The sequence below is a fragment of the Carnobacterium sp. genome, from assembly GCF_040274945.1.
Lineage (GTDB): Bacteria > Bacillota > Bacilli > Lactobacillales > Carnobacteriaceae > Carnobacterium_B.
In genome coordinates, this window is sequence record NZ_JBEMAR010000009.1 from 108317 (window position 1) to 131926 (window position 23610).

Sequence of the window (23610 nt, forward strand, 5' to 3'; positions counted from 1 at the left end):
AAAGAAAACGTCATCTTTTTTTAGTTTTTGAAATTTTTTGAGAGGATTTGTCTTTTCGAATAAATTTTGCGTCAGGAAAAAAAAGAACAAGCTGCAGTATTTTCACTGAGCTTGTTCTATAAATTGAATTCTTGAATGATTTTTTGAATATTTCTCATATCGAAAGAAGATAGAATTTCAGAGAGAACATATACCCTAGATTTACCGTAAAGGTCCTTATCAACTGGTTGCTCATTAGTGAGAATGAGATCGTACACTTTACCTGGCTGATAAGCTTCAACATGTATGCCATTGATATGCCTCATATTCAGTATAAGCAACTGATTCAGTGTCTCCGTAAAAATAGCTTCCATTTTCAAATCAATTCCCACTTGCAAAATGGTCGTCATCTTCAACGTAACAATCGCCAGTAAACTGATGTATTTTAGCAATCCTATTTTCAATAAACTATTGTCTTCGACTTCTTTTATGCCAAATTTAGTTGTACTGATAGCAATCAATGTCTCTGCAAATGAAACGAGATCTCTGCCGGTAAATTGTTTTTCTTTAGCCAACATTCCTTCATAATCATAAATTTCCATATCTCCTTGGAAGAAGTACAGTTTTGTGTGAATATGAGAAAGATGGTAGTGCATATCACGTTCCAACATATAAGGCAATTTGCGGAATTTATATTGGATAATAATGGTTTCCACAATGTACGCATCCATTGTCGCAATAGGTGCACGACGGTCACGCTCCAACGTATACTCATGAAAATCGTGTTCACTCAGTATAGGAAAAGCTAATAAAAAAGCAAAGTGTAGCATAGCTTCCTCTTCATCGACTTCAATAGAATAACGACTAAAGTAACGCAAAACCATCATCCGAATTTTTTGATATAGTGAATCTTTTAAGTAAGGTTGCATCAGTTCGCGTAAATGTGCATACTTCTTCTCTTTGCTCGTAATGCGATTTTTACTAATGAGCATCCAAACATTTAGACGTTGTTTGTTTTCTGGTTCAATCGTAACTTGCAAGGAACTTTCCATCGCCTGTACCATTTGAGTGATCTGCTTGTCGTTATATGAATTCATAAGGGATTCTTTATCCTCGATATAGCTATAAAATTGAAAATAGAAATACCGAATATGCAACTCTTCACCGTGCAACTGTCCATTACGGATTTTGACACCAAACTCTTTTAAATAGCTATTCAATTCTTTAATTTTACGAAATAAGGATGAATCGCTGATCATCAATTTTTGTGTCAATTGAGTAATCGAGAACTCCTGATGCTTAAATAAAAACCGAACCAGTTTCACTTTGATGGATTGATTCAAATAGAGTTGATGAATTTGCGGCAAAGAAAACTCATCGCTCATGGTTAAGGAAATGTATTGTCCATCATAGTTGACCTGTACTTGATCTTCAAGAGATTGAATTCGAAAAGAGATGGATTCCAAGTCTTTATCCAGTGAAGCTCTAGCAACGGATAGATAGTTTAACATATCCGCATAAGAGAGTTTCCCACCGTTTAGTACGAGTTGTTTAAAAATCGTAACTTCTCTGATTTCATTTTTCTCCAAGAAGTATTCAATTTTCATTTCCGTCATCCCTCACTTCTGCCCACGAAACAAAGTTGGTAGACGAAATCATTTGGGAAAACGAGGGATGGAAGAAATAATCTTTTTGCTGCAAATCTTCCAAGGTTTGTTTCGTTTGAATGGCTAACGCTAATGTGTTGATTTTTTCTAACATATTCGAAGTTGAAATCATCTGAGCACCAAGCAAAATATGACTTGTTGCATCATAAACCCATTTAATGGTTACAGTATCGCTAGTTGGTAGACTAGTTAACCGCACTTCTTGACGATAAGTATTCACCATTTGACCCGTAAATACACTCTCAGCTTCCGTCATACCTGTGCTAGCAATATAATACCCAAATATATACGTCCCAATCGTACGCAAAGAGCCTTTGAAAACCATTTTGGGTTGGATAAGATTATTAGCAGCAACGATTCCTGTACGGACAGCATTATTTACAAGTGGAATATACACTGTTTCCTCTTCTTCTCCATAAGCGAGTTGGATACAATCGCCCACAGCAAAAACATCTTCTACTGATGTGCGCATATAGCGATCAACTGCAATCGTTTGGTCCATATGAAGTCGGATGTGTTCATCTAAAAAGTGCAAGTCCGGTCTCACATTCACACCTAAGATAACAGCCTCACTCTTAACCATTTCATTTCCAAATCGAATCGTAGCCGTTTGATCAGCATCTGCCTCAATCGCAGAGACTGTTTGGTTCAAACGCAAATCTATTCCTTGTTCAAGCATTTTTTGTTGCAGTGGCTGTATCATTTCTTTATCAAAATATTTGAATAACACATAGTCCATATTTTCAATCAGCGTAACGTGCTTTTGTTGCTTGCTTAGCAAATCAGCTGCTTCTACTCCGACCTGACCAGCACCAATAATCGTTACATTCTTGCTAGCATCAACTTTAGATAGAGCATCTTCTGCTTCATGATGCCGTTTGTATTTCAAGACGTTCTCGCCATCACTGCCACTGATTTTTTGCGACAACTGACTCGAACCCGTTGCAATGATTAATTTATCATAAGTGATTGTCGCTTCTTTTCCATGTTGGAGATAGTTAATTTTTTTATGGATTGAATCAATTTTTTCAACAACAGTTTCTAAGCAACAACAGATATTTTGTTTTTCCAATTGCTCCTTCGTGATGAAGTATGCTACATCTAAGTCCGCAATTTTATTTTCCCAGTATAAATGTAGTCCATTCGGAATATAACCTAAAGTAGACTGCTTTTCCAGCAAAATAATTTCTGCATTGGACTGTTTTTTTCGTATCTCTAAAGCTGTGGCTACCCCAGCAAAAGATGCTCCTATAATGACTACTTTCATGTTACTACTCCTTGTCAATGTGTTTACAATTAGTATAACATAGTAAAGAAAAATTTCGCATAAGCAAAGTTACCAGTTGGAAGGAATAATGTGTATTTTTTTCAAAAAAAAGTATAGATTCCATTATTTAAGTGGAATTTATACTTTAAAAGAGTAAGCTAATGCCTTTTATTTTCATTGAATAATTTGATTAACTACATTAATGTAACGTATTCACTGCCATGTCTAGCCTATCTTTTACTAATTTAGATTGTATACTTAATAAAACGGATAAACATTATTTGCAAAGGTTTCTTCATTCAAAAATTTCATTCTACCATTTTTCTTTTTATATTCAAAATTCTTATCACGAAGTGAATACTATAATTATAAAGATTGATTTAATTTATTCCAATTATCTGTAAATTTTTTTCACATTATGAATAAAATTTTTTCGAAACTAGCAGAATCTTTTATAGGGATTGGCGATGATTATGCTTGGGAGTAAAGGAAGTTACTTACTATTCCACTAATTACAAAGCCAAAAGGTTGTCAAAGAAGCATAGAACAGCTTTTTTTTATAAAATCGATAGCCCAATCTTACTAGAAAATCATACCGTATGGTGATAAGCTTGTTGGCTTATTTCTTGTTTAATTTTATGAAGACACTCTATTTAAAACCATAGGAAAATTTACAGCTGGTAAAGCGGTGAAAAGCAGTCGGAAATTATTTCTAAAATTGAGTTACTCTCTTGTTTATCAAGAGTTGTTTTACCATTTTTTGGAAAGATCTCGCAACTTTGTTAGTAAAAGAATTAAAAATCCGTCCACTTTTAAGGGATTCACGCGCCCAAAATGAGATAAAAATTTAGAAGTAAGATTTATTCAATTAGTAAATACTATAATGATTGATCCTCGAAAATTATAATACTATGATCATTTAACAACACTAATAAATTAACACAAATTAAGTGAAAAAATATAATTTCCGAGCATATATCATTCATCATTAGATAATAAATAATTTTTCAAATCATCAATTATCTTACTATCTATCCTTGAACTAAATTTCCTAGCAAATAGATAGGGTGATTCTTTTAAAATATTAAAGTCTTCAGCTCTCCACGTATATGGATTTCCTTTTTCCCAATCAATATACCTCATTATAGATAAATAATCATTGTTAAGTTTCTTGAAATACAAGTTGTTTTTAAACTTACTATTATATAAAAGCGTCTGAAGAAACATTTCATCTGCACAAAGTGTGTTTCTAAATGTTTTTGAAATCCAATTTTCCTTAGACACTACGTATGTAGCAAATTCATTTGTTATACTAAACCAATTTGCTCCCTTCATATAAGTGATGTCGTTACTAATTAATCTATTTATTTTAATTTTTTTTTGTATATAGATAATTAAACTATTTATTTTCCTTCTTATAAACCCTGTCCATTTGTTCTTTGAAAAAAAAACATTATCTTGGAGAAAGTAATAAAATTCTATTCTATTTAAAGTACTTTTTTGTATACTTTTCCTATCAAAATGTACAAATTCTTTTCCCTGATTTTTCTCAAAAAAGTTGTGAATTTCATTTTGATTTTTAAGTGGAAAATCTACACCGGATAAAAGATGGTAATAAGAGTATGTTTTTTTTGTTGCAGCTTTTAAAAGTTCTATTTCACACTGTATCTGAGAATATCCACCCCAGTTTATACTTGTTCTATTAATAAAGTAAATAGAACTCTTATTTACAGTAAACTTCCTTTGTTCTTTTTCACTTAATTTTGATTTTAAATCGATATGAATATAGATATCATTTCTTTCATCATCTAAAACTTCAATCAAACTTTTTAGTATATCAAACTCATTATGAGCTATAATAAGATAAGCATGTTTCTTTAAAGTCATTCGTATTCCTCCATAAAACACTTGATTATCCGTCTTTATAAAAAAAGAGCACTTACAATATATGCTCTTAATACCTTACTTTTTATTTTTTAAAATTTCACTATTATTTTAAAAAAAATTTATCTAATTCAAAATATTGTTTCGATCCTGAAACAGTCAGTTCAGTATTTTTTTTGGCTTTTTCAAAAGATTTATCTATTATTTCAGGGTTTAATTTCTCAATATTCTCAATAGATTTCATAGGAATATTTAATTGATAGTCTTCGATAAAATTAGAAGATTTTTTACTATAATTTAGTGAATAAATTTCTTTATTAAAAAGATATCCTAAAATAATTGAATGAAATCTACAGGCAATAATTTGCTTTATTTTTGAAAAAGATACTAAGAATTTATCAATATCGCCTTTATAATAAATTTTATCCACCAATTGTTTTCTCTCACTTATTTGCTCCATGATGAATTCAATGTTGGTTTCATCACCTTCACGCTCACAAAACGACAACAAGTAAACTTTTTTCCCTTGTAAAGTAAAATGATTAATTGTACTCACCATTTTATAGACATAGGCATCTTGATATTGACTAATGTTCTTTCTACCGATTAAATTTATAATAGAAATTCCAACTGAATCTTCTTTTACGGTTTTAAATGCTTCTGTCGGATAACTCAAGATTACGTCAGCTTCTTGCCGTACATTTGTCCGATGTTTAAACAAATCATAGGAATAACTGTCCCGAAAACAAATATCTTCTACATAATCAAAAGCTTTATCATACCGACTTAAAAAGTGGTCCGATGAGTATGGACCAAAGTTTGAACCAATAATAAAAATTTTTATGTCTCTTTTTTTCATATATCCCCATAAATCCATTCTTTCTTGAAAAAGTTTCTCCCATCCTTCATATTGAATAAAAATAGAGCCGCCTATACAAACAAAAGCATTTATCTTATATTTTTTAATTAGCCATTTTTTTAAAAGATTCGTTCCTCTAAGTTTTTCTATTACAAATTTAACATATTTATTGATTTTAATTACTTTTAAATTAGCATATTTGTCTTCGAACTCTGAATAGTCTAACTGAGTAAAAATAATAAAAGTATGCTCGGGGTATCTCATCAGTACGGAACTTACAAATAAATCATCCCCTAGATTTTTTTCTAGATAAACATCTAAAAATAGATTCACATTTTCCCTCCTATTCTTTTGTTGTTTTTTAACCGCTTGGTGTTAGATTTCACCAATTCGGTTATTGTCAGCAACTGATGAATCTTCCGATAGTTATGGTCTTTTAAATGGTGGACCATCAATTTATCAAATTTATTTTGAGGAAAGTCCATTTCATTCTGAAATACAGTATTAAAAAGAATAACTGTCTTTTCAACATATTTCAACCGCTCTTGACGGGTAATCTGATTCGTTTGGTAAGCCATTTTCAGAGCAGTTAACATATGCTTATAAAGTTGTTGCTGATGATGTTCCAAGTTTTTAGGGTGACTTTTGAATCCATTGTAATGCTGTATAAAGGATTCAATCTGTGTTAAGAAGAAAACCATGTCCTCACTGATGTTTAAGTTAACTTGTCTAGTGGACTGATTTGGATACAATAAATAATGATAAAGATACTTATCAATCACTTTAATATGACTGATTTGATTAAAATAGTTTAAATTAAATACAACGTCTTCTCCCAATTTTACACCTACAGGAAAGTAAATCTGATTTTCTTTAATGATGGATGATACATACAGTTTATTCCATGGAGAATTTGTAACACCACTCTCATAATAACGCCAGAAATCAGAAACCATTTCGGCTACCGTTATTTTTTTGTTTTCTCTATTTCCGGAATTTAATAAAACCTCATTCCCTTTGTCCAAGTTGTGGATGTAATATCCATAAACAACCAGCTCGTTGGATTCACTAGAACAACTTATTAAAACTTCCATCATATTTTCTTCAATGTAATCATCACTATCGACAAATATTAACAACTCTCCTACTGAAGCATCTATCCCTACGTTTCGAGCCACTGAAACACCTGAATTCTCCTGCTGTATAACACGGATTCTGTGATCTGTTTTTTTATATTGTTGACAAATTTGAAAACTTCGGTCTGTAGAACCATCATCAATCAAGATCAATTCAAGATGAGAGTACGTTTGATTTAAAATAGAAGTAATAGTTCTCATAAGATGATCTTCTGCATTAAATACAGGAACGATCACAGATATTAATGTATCCACTTCTCTCCTCCTATTATGTTTCTAGTCCTTTTTTTTCTTCACCCAATTCCTTTAGGGGTATCTGTCTAACCAATATTTTAGTAATAACATAAATAAAAATCATTCCAAAAATGGTGTTTCTATAAAAAATAGCTGATGATCCACGTACCCAAGATACAACGGAATACTGGAACATAATTGTATAAATAATAAAATGAAAGTCAGTATTTTTAATCCCATTTTCGATTTTAGTCGTGAAGTATTGCAAGATAAATCCGATTAAAAATGCTGGAAATATTGCAAAATACTTAAAACTGTAATATATCTCGCCTACGAAAGATCCACCGATATTTGGCATTTTCAATAACAAAACATAATTTGACCTATCAAGAATTTCGCTTATCTTATAACTCAAATTAGGCACTAAACTGACAAAATTAGTCAAAAATTGTTTTCCAAAAGAAACAGGAAGTTCAAAAACTGTTTTTTGGATTGTAAGAGCAACTGTATAAACAGATCCGCCAAATTCTTCCATAATTTGTAAGATGGGATTGTTAACAAAAACATTCGAAATAATCTGCAAAATATAATCACTGCTTTGAACATCATAAGCTCTAAAGTCCGCAACTGCGCTCATGAATCCTGCTCCTAAATAACCAATGACTACTATCAGGATGAGGTTTTTCCCTTTAATTTTGATATCATAAGTCTTTATATAATAATAAAGAATCAGCAGAATTTTAATGACTTGCCACATTCTCCCTCCGGAAAACATAGCGATAATGTAAAACAACAGATAAAAGCCTGTCAATATGTTTCCTCTTAAAAAATGGTGTTTCGAGCCTAAAAGCATCATGACCATACCTATTAAACTAAACGTAGCGAGTAAACTAATTAAACCACTAACTTCTACTTCAAAAGTAGCTAAGTAACCACTATTTCTAGCCACTAGAATTCGGTTGATTTGAATGTACATTTCAATAGGAAATGTACAACTAAAAACAATACTACCAATTTTGAATAAATTATCTAGGCTGATAGTAGAATACATGTATTTTTTATAAACAGTTTCTTTTTCAAAACATTTATAAAACATGACCCCAGATGTTACCAATATAATCATCAGGTACGAGTATTTTAACGATTCTAAATAAGTAGCAGGAAAAACATATATGGATACATCGAAAGCAAAATCATATTGTGGAGATACAGCTTTTATAATTGGCTGACTCAAATGAAATAAATAATTAAGCCACACAAATGATCCTGATAAGCTTAAAAACTCAATTTTCAACATTAAAAATGCAATGAAGGTTAGGGTAATTTGGAGGATAACAACGAATCCAATTATTTTTTGTGATGCTTGATAGTTATCTAATTTAAGAAAGTTAAGGCACAGATAGAGAATCAAACTAACTAATGTATATAAACTAGTGATTGAAGCATATTTAGAATTTATGTTTGTCATTATACAACCCCTCATTAATTTCTTCTTCATACAACTTTTCCCATTGCTTCGCAATTGCGGTAATTGAAAATTTGTTCTTGATTTTAGTAATACTGACTTCTGAACGGTTCACTTTGTTTTCTGCATAGTACCGTACTTTTTCCAACCATTTATCTCTATTTTTTAAAGCTAGGAACTGAGTATGAACTGTCAATTGAGCTTCCTTTGTCACTCGATCAGATACTAAACAAGGAAGTCCTGCAGCTTGAGCTTCAATGATACTCACAGGAAATCCTTCGAATAAAGAAGGAAATATAAAGATATCAAATCCGTGTAAAAAGTCAGACACATTTTGTTTATTGCCTAAAAACAACACTTTTTTTTCTAGGCCTTTGCTTTTGACCAGTTCTTTAATTGATTTGGTATCCGGTCCATCACCAACTAAAATCAATTTTAGACTTGGTAGATCACCTGATAACCTACTTAGAATATTAACCATAAAAACATGATTTTTAACTGGAGCTATTCTTCCCACATGGCCCATTACAATATCGTTGGTGTCAATCTCCAATGAATTCCTGATTTCTTCTCTCTTTACAGAATCAAAACTAAATTTCTCATGATCAATACCATTGTAAATGATTTCCCCATGCCGCTTGAAAAAATTTTCTCCATATAAATAATTTCCAGCATCTTTTCCACAAGCAACGAAATGAGTAGCATTTTTTAAAATAGATTTTCGCATTACTCGTTTATATATTCGATAGATGGTATTCTCATTTTGGCTGCTCTCAGTGCTGTGAGAATGGCAAATTCTGGTAGGAACGCCTTCTTTTTTAGCTGATCTGAGCAATAGTCCGCTATTCCATAGTGTGTTTACATGAACAACTGTATACTGTTCTTGCTTTAATAATTTTTGATACTCTGAAAGGAATTTCCAATAATCTTTTTTTGGTTCATCTACGTGAATGATAATAGCTCCAAGGGATTTTGCTTCTTCTTCATAATCCCCTATCAAGTCTCCAAAAACCAAAAAATGGTAGGTAAATTTACTGGTATCTATAAAGCGTAAGATATTCATCGCATTATTCTCTGCACCACCAATATTTAAGCTTCCAATAACATTTAAAATTTTCATCATACACTCAACCTGCCAATTTCTTTTGTACATATTTTTTCTTCCAAATTACATATATTGCATAGCCGAATGGCAAATTAAGCAGAACGACTTTCTTGTTAAAACTTTTTTTTAATATTTCATCAATAGAACGCTCGTCAAAAAAAGAATAAGCTATGTAAAGCCAAGCTCCTTTTAGAATCTGTTTGCTATTAAACATCTTCCCCGAAACTTGTCGCCAAAGTTCAGCATGTCCTTTTGGGTTTCTAATTTGCAATACTCTGCCTTCAAAGGTTAGACCATCATTCATGTACTCCACAACTTGAATAACTTCATTATAGGTGATCATTTGATATTCCCCATAAACAGTTGCACAAATGTTAAGGTAACTTTCTGAAATGAATTTCTCATCTGAGTATTCTGGATAAGGATACGAAACAAAGGCGCTTGTTAAGTATACATCACAGCACTCACCTTTTCTTCCAGCGTTCATGTAGGCGGCGTAATTGGTTATCTCTCCATCTCGCTCATAATAAGTATCAATAGTTGTACCGTCTTCATTTCCTTTTAAAAATGCTAACCACCCTATGTGATCATCTTTTTTTAGTAAGGATATTTTTTGACAGATGATTTCTATAGCATCATTTTTTAAATAATCGTCACTATCCAAAACCATTACGTAGTCGCCTTTGATATAAGAATGTGAGAAATTCAAAGCTGAATGCTTCCCACCATTTTGCTTTTTTACATAATCAATTTGAAAATTATCGGGATGATTCTCAATGATTTCCTTCATTGTTTGCTCTGTTCCATCAGTGCTTCCATCATCGACTATCAACCATTGAAAAGAAACTTTTGTTTGATGTAGCATACTCTCATACATTCGCATCAAGTATTTTTCTCTATTATATGTTGGAGTAAGCACTGTGATTTTATTCACACTATCCCTCTTTTAAATTTATATTTTTTTTAATTTCGACTGCACTATTTTCCCAATTATTTGACCTCACATACTCACTCGCGTTTTGATACAGCATTTGTCTAAAGTCTTTATCAAGCAGTACTTCAGACATTTTTCCAGCTAAATCATTAGAATCTCCTGGTTCTACTAGTACCGACGCGGTCTGATAATCTTTCAGTTGTTCTTTTAATCCCCCAGTGTTACTGGCAATTATTGGAATACCGAATGACTTACAGACTTGGATGACTCCCGATTGAGTAGCATCCCTATAAGGCAATACAGCAATAAGGTTTTTACCTTTGAAAAAGCTTTTCACTTCTGCATTATCAATCCATCTATTGACAACTGTGATATTTGGTAAGGCTGCGTACATCTGTTCATAATTGCTGAAATCGCCTGAACCAGCTACAGTTAGTGATACATCATTGGTTATCTGGGTTACTTCTTCATAAGCTTTTCCTAATTCCCCCAAACCTTTGTACTTAGATATTCTTCCAAAAAAAATAAAGTTCACTGAATGATCTCCATATACGATTTCTTCTTGTCCCTCAATGTCATTATCATAATAATCATAATCCCCCATTGGAAGATAGAGAACATGTCCTTTTTTATCGTATTCCTTTTCTACAATAGGAATAAAGTTGGAGCTCAAAACAATCACTGTATCTGCCTTTTTAATGAGCTTTTGTTGGCCAAATAAATTTTGTATATAATAATAGAATTCACCGCTGTGAGGGGTTGGATCATGTAAAACCAAGTTTTTTTTAGCTTTGGGATAAAGATTATTTATTCTATTGCTCCAAAAAGTTATCATTGGCACAAAAACTGCAGCAACATTATATTCACTTAGTTGTTCTTTGATGTAAGTTCTATTTTTTTTCCAAAAAATGGATTTTTTTAACAAGGCCTTATTGGATTGATAGGTGTCTATTATAACTAATTTCTTTAATGGCAACTGCTTCCATTCTTCGAGACTTTCATTATGAGAGGCAACGATGGCTACGCAAGAGATATTTTGATTAATAAAAGCTCTAGTCATTTCAAGAGCATACAGCGCGCCTCCGCCTTTTGAACCCGTGTAATTAATTAAAAGTACTTCTTCCATAATAACTCCTTTTATTTTTAATAAAGAGATGTTTTATAAATTTTTATCATTTCTTTTTCTATAACCTTTTTATCATACCGTTTGATTCTTGCAAGATTATTTTTACTCATCTTATTCTTATTATAGGTCATAATCGAATGAATGGCTTTGGTTACATCTTTTTCATTTAATGGATCAAAAAACAGGCCATTCTCATTTTGATGAATAAGGTCCACATTTCCTCTGATTTTAGAACATAATATTGGAAGTCCAGCTGCCATAGCTTCCATTAAAGAAACTGGTAGTCCTTCTTGCAAAGATGGGAAAATAAAGCAATCTGAAGCATGTAATAACTCATTGATATCTCCTCTGTATCCTAGAAAAAAAACTCTATCAGATATATTCAAGTCCGTTGCCATTTGTTTCAACTCTGTTTCCAATTCTCCAAAACCTACAATAATGTATTTTAATCTAGCATCTTTTATTTCAGATAATGCTTTTAATACAATGGCATGATTTTTTCTTTTCGATAATTGGCCAACACTAATCAATGTGAAGTCCTCTGATTTTATTTCAAGTTCTTTTCTGACAGCTTCTCTCTTCACTGCACTAGTACTAAACTTCTCAGTATTTACACCAATACCAGGTACATACTCCAAATGAGTTTGAGAAAAACGTTGTGCAATTTTATAATCCTCTTTATTAATTGTAATCAAAGTGTCTGTAAATTTAGATAAATATTTTTCGATAGGATAAAATAAAAGCCAGTTTTTGATTGGTGCTCCTTTAAAAAAATGAAAACCATGAGCTGTATAAATTATTTTCAAACCTTTTGATCTATATTTTTTCCCAGCTAAACGTGCTAATACACCACCTATTGGGGAGTGACAATGAATCAATGAAAAGTCTTTGTCTTTAAGAAAATGCTTTAACTCTCTATAAGAACGAAAAATATTTTTCATATCGAAGATATTTCTAGGTATTGGAAGATTAGTATACGAAATATTCTCACACTCTAATTCCTTTTTGAATTCTGTAATTCTCTCTGCAGAAGTGATATTTCCAAAATCAAAATTACAAACAACATGAACTTCTGAATCTAATTCTTTTAAAATTTTTATATTTTCTTTGTTGAATAAGTCAATCATAGAAGCAACTGATGCCATCATTATCACTTTTTTCATACAACCACATTCCTAACCATTACTTTTTAGACGGTTCTTAATTGTTTTTGCAGGGTTCCCTCCAACTATATCGTAACTCTCAACATTTCTGGTTACAACTGAGCCTGCTCCAATAATTGAACCATCACCGATAACTGTTCCAGGTAAAATCGTTACCCTACTTCCTATCCAAACGTCGTTTCCAATGATAACAGGACGCTCATTTTCATGGCCTTGTAAATACATTGGAGTACTCACATCCCCAAACTTATGATTGCTCGTATAAATGTAAACTTCCGGTCCCATCATCACATTGTTTCCAATAAGTACTTTTCCATACAGCTTACAATTTATTCCTATCCCAGAATTATCTCCGATTTCTAATGTACGATCGAAAATAGCCCCTTTTTCTATATTGATATTTTTCCCAGAACTTTTTAATATTCCTTTTGCTAAGAAAGCTCTTATACTTTTAGCACCTAATGAAACTTTAGCATCCGAAACTGGAAGAATAGGGCCCAATAATTTATAGAGAAATTTGTATACAACATACATATTCATTCACCACCTGTTTTCATTCACATTAAAAATTCAACAACAAAGCTTTTGCAATTTTATCAGCAATTTTTTGTGTACCTGCTTCGTTTGGATGAGTTCCATCTACTGAATTAAAGTAAAGGCCTCTATTGTATTTATTGATACCCAAACTGTGTAATGTATCCGCATAAGGGAATTTAAATTCTTTCGCTAATTCAACCATGGCATCTGAATACTGGTAGGGCCTCAATCCGTATGCATTTTCCGATGAATCCGTGTCTAAATTATCATATTCTGGCCAAAAACGATAAGTCATCGGAACAAAGAGAACCTGGATATGAGGATACTCAGTCATGATCTTATTAAGGCTGTATCTTCCTGCTCCCTTAAAGGTCGTGATATCCATCAAATTCGTTGCATTTTCTATGTGATTTCCCCAATCATTGGCTCCGTACATGATAGATAGGACATCTACTTCATTCCAATTGATTTCTTTAAGTATCTTTAATTTTTCATCAAAATAATCTGGAATGTCAGCATCACTTAAAGCCTTTTCTTGAGCACTAAAATCATCTGTAACAATTGCATCTGCTAACGAATGAAATGCATAGGAATCAAAAGAAGGGTCTGGATGAGTACTCAAAGACGTTCCTCCAAAGCCAAGGTTAACTGCCTGAATGCCTATTTTTTGACTAATTAAATCAGGATATGACTTCCCTTTCCCTTCCAAATTTTGTGTGACACTGTCTCCAAAAAAGACGACTTGTTTATCTGTTAAAGAGAATAGGGTTTCAGTAGCTGCATCTTTTTGTTCAGAGCAGCCAGAAACAACACTTAATAGGACGACTGAAAGAAGAATCATTTTTATTTTTTTATTCATAAGTAAACATTATTTCCTTTCTGTTCTGCTACTTTTTTTTAATACACTATTGGCAGAAGTAAGTATTGGATTTATTTTTGAAAGTAAGAACTTCATTTCGTTTGTATTTTTAAACAACGCAAAAAATAAAACATTCAATACTAGGAAATAAACAGTAGCACGAATAATAAAATTAAGGAAAGATGGACTTGCAATAAACGAGTCTATACCATAAATGACCGCTATACTAAAAAACAACACTATGAAATATTTAATCTGTTTGAAAAAATAACCGTTACTTTTCTTTTGGAAATAGATTTTATATAGCATCAAAGGTTCATACCAGAAATTTACAACTAGTCGAGCTATAAACGTTGCTATCAGAATACCTGGCAAACCAATCACTTGACCTAATACTACGGATAAAATCAAGTTTACTGTTGCTGTATATAAAAAGATATATTTGATGTCTCTAAACAAACCGGTTGTATTACGGTATATTGTTGTAACGCTTAAAATACCTGATATATAAAAATTTAACACAATGGCTAAGACTGTTAGTATAGATAGTGTAAAACTAGCATTAAGCCATATAGTTATGAAGTCATTGAATAGGACAAACAAACAAATTGCACCAATTCCATAAATCCAAAAAGATACAAAGGAGAGACCATTATATATATCCTCGCCTCGTCCATTGTTCTGTCCATCATTTGTAACCATTTCTGAGCTAGCAATCAAATTCCCTACGCTTGAACTTAAGGAAGTAAATAAAATACTAGTAAAACTAGTTAATCCTGTGATGATTAAATAATAGTTAGAATAATACCCAACCCATATTGTTCCTAACATGACTGAGATAAGGATATTGTCAGTATTATTGAGGAGAACTCCACCAATTTTATACATGAACATAGACTTTACATTATCATAAATCTGTTTTTTAGTGCTACCGTTTAATTTTTCTGCTGGTTCAGATAAAAACGGATATAATTTGTTAGCTCGATATGCTAGTGTAGCATTTTTCAATAGAGAAAAAATAACATTCAGCAATAGATATATAAAGTAGTTATGAGTTAGTATCAGCAGAACAGACTGTGCAATGATTTTAAAAAATTCGAATGCCACAGAATAGATTCTAATTAAAAAATTTTTCTGATCTGCTTCAATGACCGAAGTTTTATAAACAAACAGATAACTCACAACTGAGTTTAAGAGAAATATAATATAGTAAATTTCTAAATAAGGAATATTATTCTCTACATTGATCAAATAGCCTAGAAACGGAACAAGTGATAACCCAATAACAGCTACTGCAACGGCTATCATTTGATAAACTTTTTTATAAAACGTGACTAGTGCATTGATTAAAGGGTAGTTTTTATCGGCTAATGGTTTATAGAGAGAAAAAATCATGGCACTATCAATCCCTAGATCTGCTAAAGATAAAATAAGCAGGATGTTAGAAAACAAACCATTTAATCCTAGAAATTCGACTCCCAATACTTTTATAAAAATGGTTCTACTAACAAAATTCAATATTAAATTTAAAATCTGAGATGTAAATCCTACACTGATGTTTCTTAATGAATTACGTGTTCTTGACTCTTCCTTCATATCTTTAAAACTCCTATTTTTTTACTCAAAGTAATACATTCTTTTTGATTGAAAATACAATATTTTTTCTGTTTCCAAAATATATTCTTGAATCGAAAAAACATAAAATAGACTTTTATTAACTATTTTGTTCATTAAGAATAATATAAACTACATCTTCATTTGATATTTCATCTCCAATTCCAACCTCAATCATCTTAATGTCGGTTTGAGCTGTTAATCCGTGTTTTTCTCCTCGTTTAATATGAAGAATGTCGCCTTTTTTCACATCTCTCTTCTCGTTCTCAAGTATTAATGTACCTTCTCCACTTATAATGGTTAAAAACTCATCACGAAGTAAATGTTTATGGTACTGTATTTCTTTTCCTTTGTGTAAACTGATACTCTTGGTTACACAAACACTACCGTCATCATTTTGATTATGTTCTAACACTTTTGACGTTCCCCATGACATTTCCACGTATTTCGGAAAATTATCCAGGTGTCCTATATAATCCTTTAATTTAGCACTTTGTATTTTATCAGAAACCAGTATTCCATCTGGACTAGCTACCACAACCATATTTTTAGCACCAAGAACGGTTATGGGAATATCTAATTCATTAATGACATGTGTATTTTCGGACTGCTCAGAAGTGATCACTTTTCCAATCGTATTTTTTTTCATGACTTCTGTCAATGTATTCCAAGTTCCTAAATCTTTCCAAAAGCCGTTGTATTCTACCATCGATATTTTGTCTTCTTTTTCAGTGACCTCATAATCAAAACTGTTTTTAGGAAGCAGAGAATATTGAGCAAGAACATCTTCATAAGATGAAAATTCTATGTAATTATTTAAGATGTCCATTACATAAGTTGGTTTAAAAACAAAAATGCCTCCGTTCCACATAGCTCCTTTTGCAATAATATCAGCAGCTATTGATTCTGAAGGTTTTTCCATAAATCCGGCCACTCTATTATTCCCTTTTAAAATATAACCATACTTTGCGGAAGCATAAGTCGGTTTGATACCTAATAAACCTAAGTTTGTGTCATCTTGTTGGATCAAATTATCTAAATCATATAATTTTTGAAAAAATGAGACATCCGCAAATGAATCAACTGGCATAACAGCAACAGTTTCATCCTTAGGAGTATTTTTTTTGTAGTATAAATAAGCGGTCGCTAGAGCAATTGCCGGGAAAGTATCTCTTCTTTCAGGCTCGACTACCACTTCTACTAAATTTCCTAAATGATTACGAATAGAATTTTCTTGATTTTTCCCTGTAGCGATAATAATTTCCGATTCAATACCCGATTGCCTAATTTGTCTGTATACTCTTTGTACCATGGATTCCGGTTCATTATGTTCATTATGAAGAAGCTTCAAAAATTGTTTGGAGCGAACATCATTGGATAATGGCCACAGACGTTGACCCGATCCTCCCGATAATAATACAATTTTCATTGAACATACCTGCCTTATATTGTTTTTTGTAATTGAATGTGTAATTTTTCTTCCAATTCTTTTTTTATGTCTACCAATGTTAACGAAGCCGCTCCTAGGGAGTTACCTCTTACTGAATAATAAAATTTTATTTTTGGTTCAGTTCCTGATGGTCGAATCGCGATCCAAGAACCATCCATTAAAATAAATTTCAAAACATTTTCAGCAGGAAGATTTTCGATGCCTGTTAAATAATCTCTAACCTCGATAGTATTTTCTATCAAAGAATGTCCCATTGATCTAGTTTTCTCCATCAAATCAGCAATTTTAGTTATGCCTTCTTTTCCTTTGAGCGTAACGGAATCTAAATCATCTAGATAAAAACCAAATTCCTGATAGATTTCCTCTAACCGATCAATGACAGTTTTTCCTTGTTCCAAAAGGTTTTCCGCTATTTCACAAAATAACAACGCTGCGGAGACGGCGTCTTTGTCTCTGGAATGGGTTCCAAACAAAAAACCATAACTCTCTTCATAGCCAAATAAAAAAGCATTATCTTGCTCGTCTTCATCAAATGAACTGATTTTTTCACCAATATATTTAAATCCCGTTAAAGTTTCCATAACTTTAAATCCTCGTTCTTTAGCAATGTTAGCTCCCATTTCATTGGTTACAATCGTTTTTATGATCACATTTCTTTTTTCTGGTGAACTTTTCGTAGTTAAATAATCAACCATCAATGCACCTATTTGGTTACCTGTTAAAGTTATATACTCATCTTGCTGTCTTACTGCCACACCTAAACGATCACAGTCAGGATCTGTTGCCAAGACTAAATGTGCCTTTTCGTTTTTTGCTTGTGAAATAGCCATTTGCAAGACTTCTCTATTTTCTGGATTAGGAGATGATACTGTAGTAAAATCGCCGTCCGGCAATTCCTGTTCCTTTACAACAGAGACATTAAACGGTTCTAATATTTTTTGAATCGGTTTGTTTCCTGCCCCATGTAAAGGAGAATAAACTATTTTTAAGTTATTTCCTAATTTCTGTGTCTTGGGAAATTGATCTATAAAAGAATCTAATAGTTGATTACCCATTTGCTCTAAGTAGTCTTCATTTCCTTGCATGTCTTTGATTACATCGAAACCTGATAAAGAATCAATATGTTTCATAACCTCTTTAGCTTCTGGAGGTGTCATCTGTCCACCTTGCTCGTTATACACCTTGTATCCATTATACTCTTTAGGATTATGACTCGCAGTGATAACCACCCCAGCATCACAACCTAAAAAACGAACTGCAAAGGACAATACAGGTGTTGGCATACATTCATCAAAAAGAACGGTTTTGATTCCTAGAGCAGTAAATACATCCGCTGCATGTTCTGCAAATTCACGCGATCTATTGCGCGTATCATAAGCTATTGCAATCTTAGGGTTCTCAACCACTTTAGCCATGAGATAATTACCTAGTCCATAACTGGCTTTTTTAATAGTGTATTGATTAAGGCGGTTTGTTCCTGCTCCCATTACACCTCTAAGGCCTCCGGTTCCAAATGCTAAATCTGTGTAGAATCGATCTTCAATCTCATTTTCGTCATTAATTTGAAGTAATTCTTTCTCAGTCATTTTATCGTACGTTAGCCATTTTTCATATTGTTCAAAGTAATTACTCAAATTATTTCACCAACCTAAATTTATTTAAATATAATTCAAGATGAATTCCCCACATTTTTAATGTCTCTATATACTACATATACAACTTATTCAAATTGAATAAGTTGTTTTTTTGATTTTATGTTTCAGTCAATTGAATTGACTCTTTTAAGTCTCTAATTTGATAATCTTTATTTTCATATTTACTCATTCCTTTTTCATACACTAAGTTACCAAAAACTTTATTAACAATATTAAAGTTTAATATTAATTTAATAAAAGGATTAAACCACTTGATTAACTTTATTTTTTTCCCCTGAGCTTCTCCTATTAATTTTACCATTACGCTAGTCTTCACATACTCTTTATTTTGCGGGAAGAAAACTCCTAATTCTTCAAAATCTATCATTACTTTTAAAAATTCACATAAATTATCAATATGAAGCATGCTCCGCTCATTATCAATATCAGGAAAAATAATTGTCTTTTTTGCTAAATTTGCTAAACGGGGATAATTTCCTTTCGAATCCTTTCCATAAATCATTGGTGGTCTTACGATAACAATTTTAAATTTCTCAGTTTGAAAAGATTTAATGGCTTGCTCTGCTAAAAATTTACTATTTCCATAAAAGTTGCTTGGTGTTGGGACCGTATTCTTATCAATAACTCTTTTACTATCTTTACTAACACCATACACAATGATACTGCTCATAAAAATGAACTGTTTTACACCTTCTGCTTTAGCTTTAGTTGCAAGTTCAATTGTTAAGTCCGTATTAATTTTATAATACAAATCACTTTGGTCAGACTTAGTATCTTGATGTGCAATTCCAGCAACATGTACTATAACGTCAAAAATGGAAAAATCTATTTCCTTCCATTTATCATCACGTACAGACTTTTTTTCAACTTCATACTCCTCAGGTTCTTTGCCGAGCCATTTAGCTAAACAATTTCCTACATAACTATTTTCTCCTGTTATTAGTATTTTTTTAGTCATTTTTCATTGCCTCGCTACCCTTAATTGTTCCAGTTCCGCCTTCAACAACGCCATCATATTTAATAACACTTATAATTGTCCCAATAAAACATTTCACATCAAATATAAAACTTATTTTTTTTATATATACTCCATCTAAAGCAGCTTTCTTTTGAATAGTCAGTTCATCCCGTCCATTGATTTGTGCCCAACCTGTCAAACCAGGATAGATATCATTAGCACGATAGCTATCTCTTTCTTTTACCAAATCATATTGATTCCATAAAGCTGGTCTTGGACCAATAAAACTCATTTCACTTTTAAGAATATTGATTAATTGGGGCAATTCATCTAAGCTCGTTTTTCTTAATAACTTACCCACTCTTGTAATAAATAAATCAGGATTCTTCAATAAATGCGTTGGTGCATCTCTTGGAGTATCTATTTTCATTGTCCTGAATTTATAAATGCTAAATAATACTTTGTTTTTTCCAACTCTTTTTTGTTTGAAAAAAACTGGACCCTTTGAATCTAATTTAATTGCTATGATGATGAGTAAAAACACGGGAGATAAAATGATTAGACCAAGCAATGCCAATACGACATCAATAACTCGTTTGAACACTTTCTGGTACATCAGTATAAACTCCCTTCTCTTTGTTTTGAATTTGGTGAACAGTTTTTTTTTCTGACTTCCCATTTGCGAATCCAATTAAGCGTTCTTTCAATTCTTTACTGTTGCATCCGTCTAGAGTATAAACAAATTCCATAACTTTAACTAATGGCATATCAGTTACTTTCCCCACAAAAATTTTCTCATATACTTGCTGATCAGTTTGTTCGCTATCTACTAACAATTCTTCATAAAGTTTTTCTCCAGTACGAATACCTGATTCAATTATTTGGATTTCATCTTCTGTATAACCGCTAAGTTTAACAACTTTCTTAGCTAAATCAACTATTTTCACTGGTTCTCCCATATCTAAGATGAAAATTTCTCCTCCTTGAGCTAAAGCACCTGCTTGAATAACCAATCTGCTAGCTTCAGGTATTGTCATGAAATACCTTGTCATTTTAAAATCTGTGACCGTAACTGGTCCGCCATTTTTAATTTGTTCTTTGAATAAAGGAACCACACTTCCACGGCTTCCTAAGACATTTCCAAAACGTACAGCTGCAAACTTTGTTTCTCCAGGTTCATTTAATCCTGTGACTATCATTTCAGCAACACGCTTAGTTGCGCCCATAACATTTGGGGGATTAACAGCTTTATCAGTTGAAATCATTACAAAACTTCCAACACCGGCTGATTTAGCAGCCTCCGCCATATTTTTCGTGCCATAAATATTATTTTTAACAGCTTCTCTAGGATTGTATTCCATCATTGGAACATGCTTATGAGCTGCCGCATGATATACACGATCTGGTATGTACTCTTGCATCACTTCAAAGACTCTCTTACGATCTTGTATATCTGCTATTACAGGAATAACTTCAATTTGTCCCTTATACTTTCCGTTCAACTCTTTATTAATTTGGTAAATTGAGTTTTCTCCATGTCCCAATAGTATAATCTTTTTTGGAGAAAAACGAGCAATTTGACGACAGATTTCCGAACCAATCGATCCTCCAGCTCCACTAACTAGAATAGTCTTACCATTCAATTTAGTTGCGATTTGCTGCATATCTAATTTAACTTCTTCTCGTCCAAGTAAATCCACTACATCGATTTCTCTAAATTGACTAACTGATAACTTACCTTGTAGTACATCTTCTATAGAAGGCATTTGATTTACAGTGATTTCTGCTTGGTTACAAATATCTAATATTCTTTCGTACTCTTTAGGTACCAAGGAAGGAATCGCAATTGTAATTTGTTGCACATTATATTTTTTGGCTAACTCAGGTATATCTTTTATACTGCCAATAACCGGCATTTCATACATGAAAGTATTTAACTTATAGGGATCATCATCAACAATTCCTATGAGTTTTACGTCACTTGGATTGCGTTTTAAACTACGAATAAAAACACTACCACCATTACCAGCTCCAACAATCAATGTTCTAATTTGTTGTTCAACAGAGTGCCCGTGTTTTTTTTTATATTCATGCTCATTATAGATACGCCAAACAATTCTGCTACCAACTATACTTGCTAGTGAAAAGATATAAGTTAATACAATAAATCTAAAACTTACTGTCTTCAATAGGACTACAGAAATAAGTGCAGACGCAATAAATGAAAAAGTGATACAAGCTAGAATAGCTAAGGATTCACGTATACTTGTATAACGGTTAATTTTAGAAAATAGTTTGTACTTAGTCGCTATAATGAGATAGAGAATTATGGTTAATACAACTGTAGTAATAAAAGAGTGTATTGAAAGTATAATATAAGGAATTAAAAAGAAATAAGCTATCAATCCTGATGTCAGTATTGAGAAACTATCAAATCCTATCAATACAATTTTTTTGATTTTTCTACTCATGACTTGTCTAAATTCCTCCTTTAAAATAATTCTAAAAATCCAGTTTGTTTAACCTTTTTAGTTTATCAGAAATAGTAGGGCAACGTTAATAATACCTCTTGTTATTTTATAATTTTTTTATATTTATTTAAACTAAACTCTTTTTTTAATTTTTTTATATTCTTCTTTTACGCAATCGCTATCATAAGTTGTGCAACTGTTTCTTTTTAGGTTAACAATAATTGGGTATCATACGGTTTATTTGTAATTTAAAAAAATAACGATTCCGTGAAGGCTGGAATCGTGGGGTAGGAAACTCATTTAGTGAACATTGGCCAACTTCATCAATAAGATTACATGAATAGATAGTTCTTTTTGTAATATTTTTTTGTTCGTCCAACAATGTCCGTTTTTATACTTTGATTTAATTAAAAATATTCAATTTTCTTAGCAACAGACATTCTGGCTAATGCTAAGAAATCTTCAATATATTTTGCTCTATCATTACAAATCCATAAAATATGTCAATGTAAATCAATTATCTGATTGACTCATCTTCTCCATAATAATAATAATAATTATCTCCCTTTAATTCCACTCGGTTAAATACTACTCCAATAACATTTGCTTTTACTTTTCTAAGTAATTCTTTTGATTTTGTTACCATTTCTTTATCAGCACCATTTTTATTAATAACAAAAATGGTTCCATCTGTTTTATTCGACATAACTTGTGCATCTGTAACTGCGATTACAGGAGGCATATCAAAGATTATTAAATCAAAAAGTTCTTCAAATTCTATCATTAGTTGATTCATACGATTAGAGGCTAATAACTCAGATGGGTTAGGCGGAATAACACCACTTGTGATGACAAATAAACCTTCTGTATCCAAGCTATGGGCAATATCTTTAATTTCAACATCTTTTTCTGTTAATAATGTAGTCAATCCATCGCGATTAGGCAAGCGAAAAGTTTTATGCACTGTGGGTTTACGCATATCAGCATCAATTATTAAAACTTTCTTACCTTGCATAGCAAAAGTAACAGCTAGATTAGCTGATATTGTTGATTTACCAGCACCAGGTCCTGCTGAAGTGATAACAAGCGTTTTAAGATTTTTATCTACCATCGAAAATTGAATATTTGTACGAATAGTTCTAAATTGCTCAGCTATTACTGAGCTTGGTCTTGTTAAAGTTACTAAACTTGGTCGTTCATTAGTATCTAGTTGTTTTTTCTTTTTATTAAACATTTCTCTCACCTCT

19 protein-coding genes are annotated in these 23610 nt (G+C 32.0%); all 19 read right to left on the bottom strand.

Going from position 1 to position 23610, the window contains the following annotated elements:
• Positions 1-116 precede the first annotated feature (116 nt).
• The 19 genes from ABS916_RS10575 to ABS916_RS10665 all read right to left on the bottom strand — a co-directional run bounded on the left by ABS916_RS10575 (position 117) and on the right by ABS916_RS10665 (position 23597).
• Positions 117-1586: an AcpB/EbpR/MafR family transcriptional regulator gene (locus ABS916_RS10575; RefSeq protein ID WP_350451862.1), complete on the bottom strand. Its 1470-nt coding sequence runs from the start codon at positions 1584-1586 to the stop codon at positions 117-119.
• The gene (locus tag ABS916_RS10580) at positions 1576-2913 is read right to left on the bottom strand and encodes an FAD-dependent oxidoreductase (RefSeq protein WP_350451863.1); all 1338 of its coding nucleotides are present in this window, start codon (positions 2911-2913) and stop codon (positions 1576-1578) included. Before ABS916_RS10580 ends, ABS916_RS10575 begins: the two co-directional genes overlap by 11 nt.
• A gap of 978 nt (positions 2914-3891) precedes the next feature.
• Complete coding sequence (locus tag ABS916_RS10585) at positions 3892-4800, bottom strand: beta-1,6-N-acetylglucosaminyltransferase (RefSeq protein WP_350451864.1); 909 nt, start codon at positions 4798-4800, stop codon at positions 3892-3894.
• 103 nt (positions 4801-4903) lie between these two features.
• The gene (locus ABS916_RS10590; RefSeq protein WP_350451865.1) at positions 4904-5989 is read right to left on the bottom strand and encodes a polysaccharide pyruvyl transferase family protein; all 1086 of its coding nucleotides are present in this window, start codon (positions 5987-5989) and stop codon (positions 4904-4906) included.
• The gene (locus ABS916_RS10595; RefSeq protein ID WP_350451866.1) at positions 5986-7047 is read right to left on the bottom strand and encodes a glycosyltransferase family 2 protein; all 1062 of its coding nucleotides are present in this window, start codon (positions 7045-7047) and stop codon (positions 5986-5988) included. Before ABS916_RS10595 ends, ABS916_RS10590 begins: the two co-directional genes overlap by 4 nt.
• A 13-nt stretch (positions 7048-7060) precedes the next feature.
• Positions 7061-8494 carry an O-antigen polysaccharide polymerase Wzy gene (gene wzy / locus ABS916_RS10600; protein ID WP_350451867.1) on the bottom strand — a complete coding sequence of 478 codons (1434 nt, stop codon included), beginning with the start codon at positions 8492-8494 and terminating at the stop codon, positions 7061-7063.
• Positions 8475-9614 carry a glycosyltransferase family 1 protein gene (locus ABS916_RS10605; RefSeq protein WP_350451868.1) on the bottom strand — a complete coding sequence of 380 codons (1140 nt, stop codon included), beginning with the start codon at positions 9612-9614 and terminating at the stop codon, positions 8475-8477. Before ABS916_RS10605 ends, wzy begins: the two co-directional genes overlap by 20 nt.
• A 4-nt stretch (positions 9615-9618) precedes the next feature.
• A complete protein-coding gene (locus ABS916_RS10610; protein ID WP_350451869.1) occupies positions 9619-10530 on the bottom strand; it encodes a glycosyltransferase family 2 protein in 912 nt (303 codons plus the stop codon).
• A 1-nt stretch (position 10531) separates the two neighbouring features.
• Positions 10532-11656: a glycosyltransferase family 4 protein gene (locus tag ABS916_RS10615; RefSeq protein WP_350451870.1), complete on the bottom strand. Its 1125-nt coding sequence runs from the start codon at positions 11654-11656 to the stop codon at positions 10532-10534.
• 17 nt (positions 11657-11673) lie between these two features.
• A complete protein-coding gene (locus ABS916_RS10620) occupies positions 11674-12819 on the bottom strand; it encodes a glycosyltransferase family 4 protein (RefSeq protein ID WP_350451871.1) in 1146 nt (381 codons plus the stop codon).
• 12 nt (positions 12820-12831) lie between these two features.
• Positions 12832-13353, bottom strand: coding sequence for an acyltransferase (locus ABS916_RS10625; RefSeq protein WP_350451872.1), 522 nt, complete (start codon positions 13351-13353; stop codon positions 12832-12834).
• 28 nt (positions 13354-13381) lie between these two features.
• Positions 13382-14215 carry an SGNH/GDSL hydrolase family protein gene (locus ABS916_RS10630; protein WP_350451873.1) on the bottom strand — a complete coding sequence of 278 codons (834 nt, stop codon included), beginning with the start codon at positions 14213-14215 and terminating at the stop codon, positions 13382-13384.
• 9 nt (positions 14216-14224) lie between these two features.
• Positions 14225-15811, bottom strand: a complete 1587-nt coding sequence (locus ABS916_RS10635; protein ID WP_350451874.1) for a lipopolysaccharide biosynthesis protein — start codon at positions 15809-15811, stop codon at positions 14225-14227.
• Positions 15812-15929: 118 nt separating this feature from the next.
• Positions 15930-17258, bottom strand: a complete 1329-nt coding sequence (locus ABS916_RS10640; protein WP_350451875.1) for a sugar phosphate nucleotidyltransferase — start codon at positions 17256-17258, stop codon at positions 15930-15932.
• 14 nt (positions 17259-17272) lie between these two features.
• The gene (locus ABS916_RS10645; protein WP_350451876.1) at positions 17273-18913 is read right to left on the bottom strand and encodes a phospho-sugar mutase; all 1641 of its coding nucleotides are present in this window, start codon (positions 18911-18913) and stop codon (positions 17273-17275) included.
• Between the two features lie 118 nt (positions 18914-19031).
• On the bottom strand, positions 19032-19892 hold the full coding sequence (locus ABS916_RS10650; protein WP_350451877.1) for an NAD-dependent epimerase/dehydratase family protein: 861 nt from the start codon (positions 19890-19892) through the stop codon (positions 19032-19034).
• The gene (locus tag ABS916_RS10655) at positions 19885-20508 is read right to left on the bottom strand and encodes a sugar transferase (protein ID WP_350451878.1); all 624 of its coding nucleotides are present in this window, start codon (positions 20506-20508) and stop codon (positions 19885-19887) included. Before ABS916_RS10655 ends, ABS916_RS10650 begins: the two co-directional genes overlap by 8 nt.
• Positions 20477-22363 carry a polysaccharide biosynthesis protein gene (locus ABS916_RS10660; RefSeq protein ID WP_350451879.1) on the bottom strand — a complete coding sequence of 629 codons (1887 nt, stop codon included), beginning with the start codon at positions 22361-22363 and terminating at the stop codon, positions 20477-20479. The genes ABS916_RS10655 and ABS916_RS10660 overlap by 32 nt, the downstream gene beginning before the upstream one ends.
• Positions 22364-22880: 517 nt before the next feature.
• Positions 22881-23597, bottom strand: coding sequence for a CpsD/CapB family tyrosine-protein kinase (locus tag ABS916_RS10665; protein ID WP_350451880.1), 717 nt, complete (start codon positions 23595-23597; stop codon positions 22881-22883).
• Between the last annotated feature and the right edge of the window lie 13 nt (positions 23598-23610).

Bases quoted from the DNA above. Each gene is read 5' to 3' on its own strand.
- ABS916_RS10620 (WP_350451871.1), bottom strand. From the start codon at position 12,819: ATGAAAAAAGTGATAATGATGGCATCAGTTGCTTCTATGATTGACTTA.
- ABS916_RS10575 (WP_350451862.1), bottom strand. From the start codon at position 1,586: ATGAAAATTGAATACTTCTTGGAGAAAAATGAAATCAGAGAAGTTACG.
- ABS916_RS10665 (WP_350451880.1), bottom strand. From the start codon at position 23,597: ATGTTTAATAAAAAGAAAAAACAACTAGATACTAATGAACGACCAAGT.
- ABS916_RS10660 (WP_350451879.1), bottom strand. From the start codon at position 22,363: ATGAGTAGAAAAATCAAAAAAATTGTATTGATAGGATTTGATAGTTTC.
- ABS916_RS10655 (WP_350451878.1), bottom strand. From the start codon at position 20,508: ATGTACCAGAAAGTGTTCAAACGAGTTATTGATGTCGTATTGGCATTG.
- ABS916_RS10605 (WP_350451868.1), bottom strand. From the start codon at position 9,614: ATGATGAAAATTTTAAATGTTATTGGAAGCTTAAATATTGGTGGTGCA.
- ABS916_RS10640 (WP_350451875.1), bottom strand. From the start codon at position 17,258: ATGAAAATTGTATTATTATCGGGAGGATCGGGTCAACGTCTGTGGCCA.
- ABS916_RS10615 (WP_350451870.1), bottom strand. From the start codon at position 11,656: ATGGAAGAAGTACTTTTAATTAATTACACGGGTTCAAAAGGCGGAGGC.
- ABS916_RS10650 (WP_350451877.1), bottom strand. From the start codon at position 19,892: ATGACTAAAAAAATACTAATAACAGGAGAAAATAGTTATGTAGGAAAT.
- ABS916_RS10635 (WP_350451874.1), bottom strand. From the start codon at position 15,811: ATGAAGGAAGAGTCAAGAACACGTAATTCATTAAGAAACATCAGTGTA.
- ABS916_RS10580 (WP_350451863.1), bottom strand. From the start codon at position 2,913: ATGAAAGTAGTCATTATAGGAGCATCTTTTGCTGGGGTAGCCACAGCT.
- wzy (WP_350451867.1), bottom strand. From the start codon at position 8,494: ATGACAAACATAAATTCTAAATATGCTTCAATCACTAGTTTATATACA.
- ABS916_RS10585 (WP_350451864.1), bottom strand. From the start codon at position 4,800: ATGACTTTAAAGAAACATGCTTATCTTATTATAGCTCATAATGAGTTT.
- ABS916_RS10630 (WP_350451873.1), bottom strand. From the start codon at position 14,215: ATGAATAAAAAAATAAAAATGATTCTTCTTTCAGTCGTCCTATTAAGT.
- ABS916_RS10625 (WP_350451872.1), bottom strand. From the start codon at position 13,353: ATGTATGTTGTATACAAATTTCTCTATAAATTATTGGGCCCTATTCTT.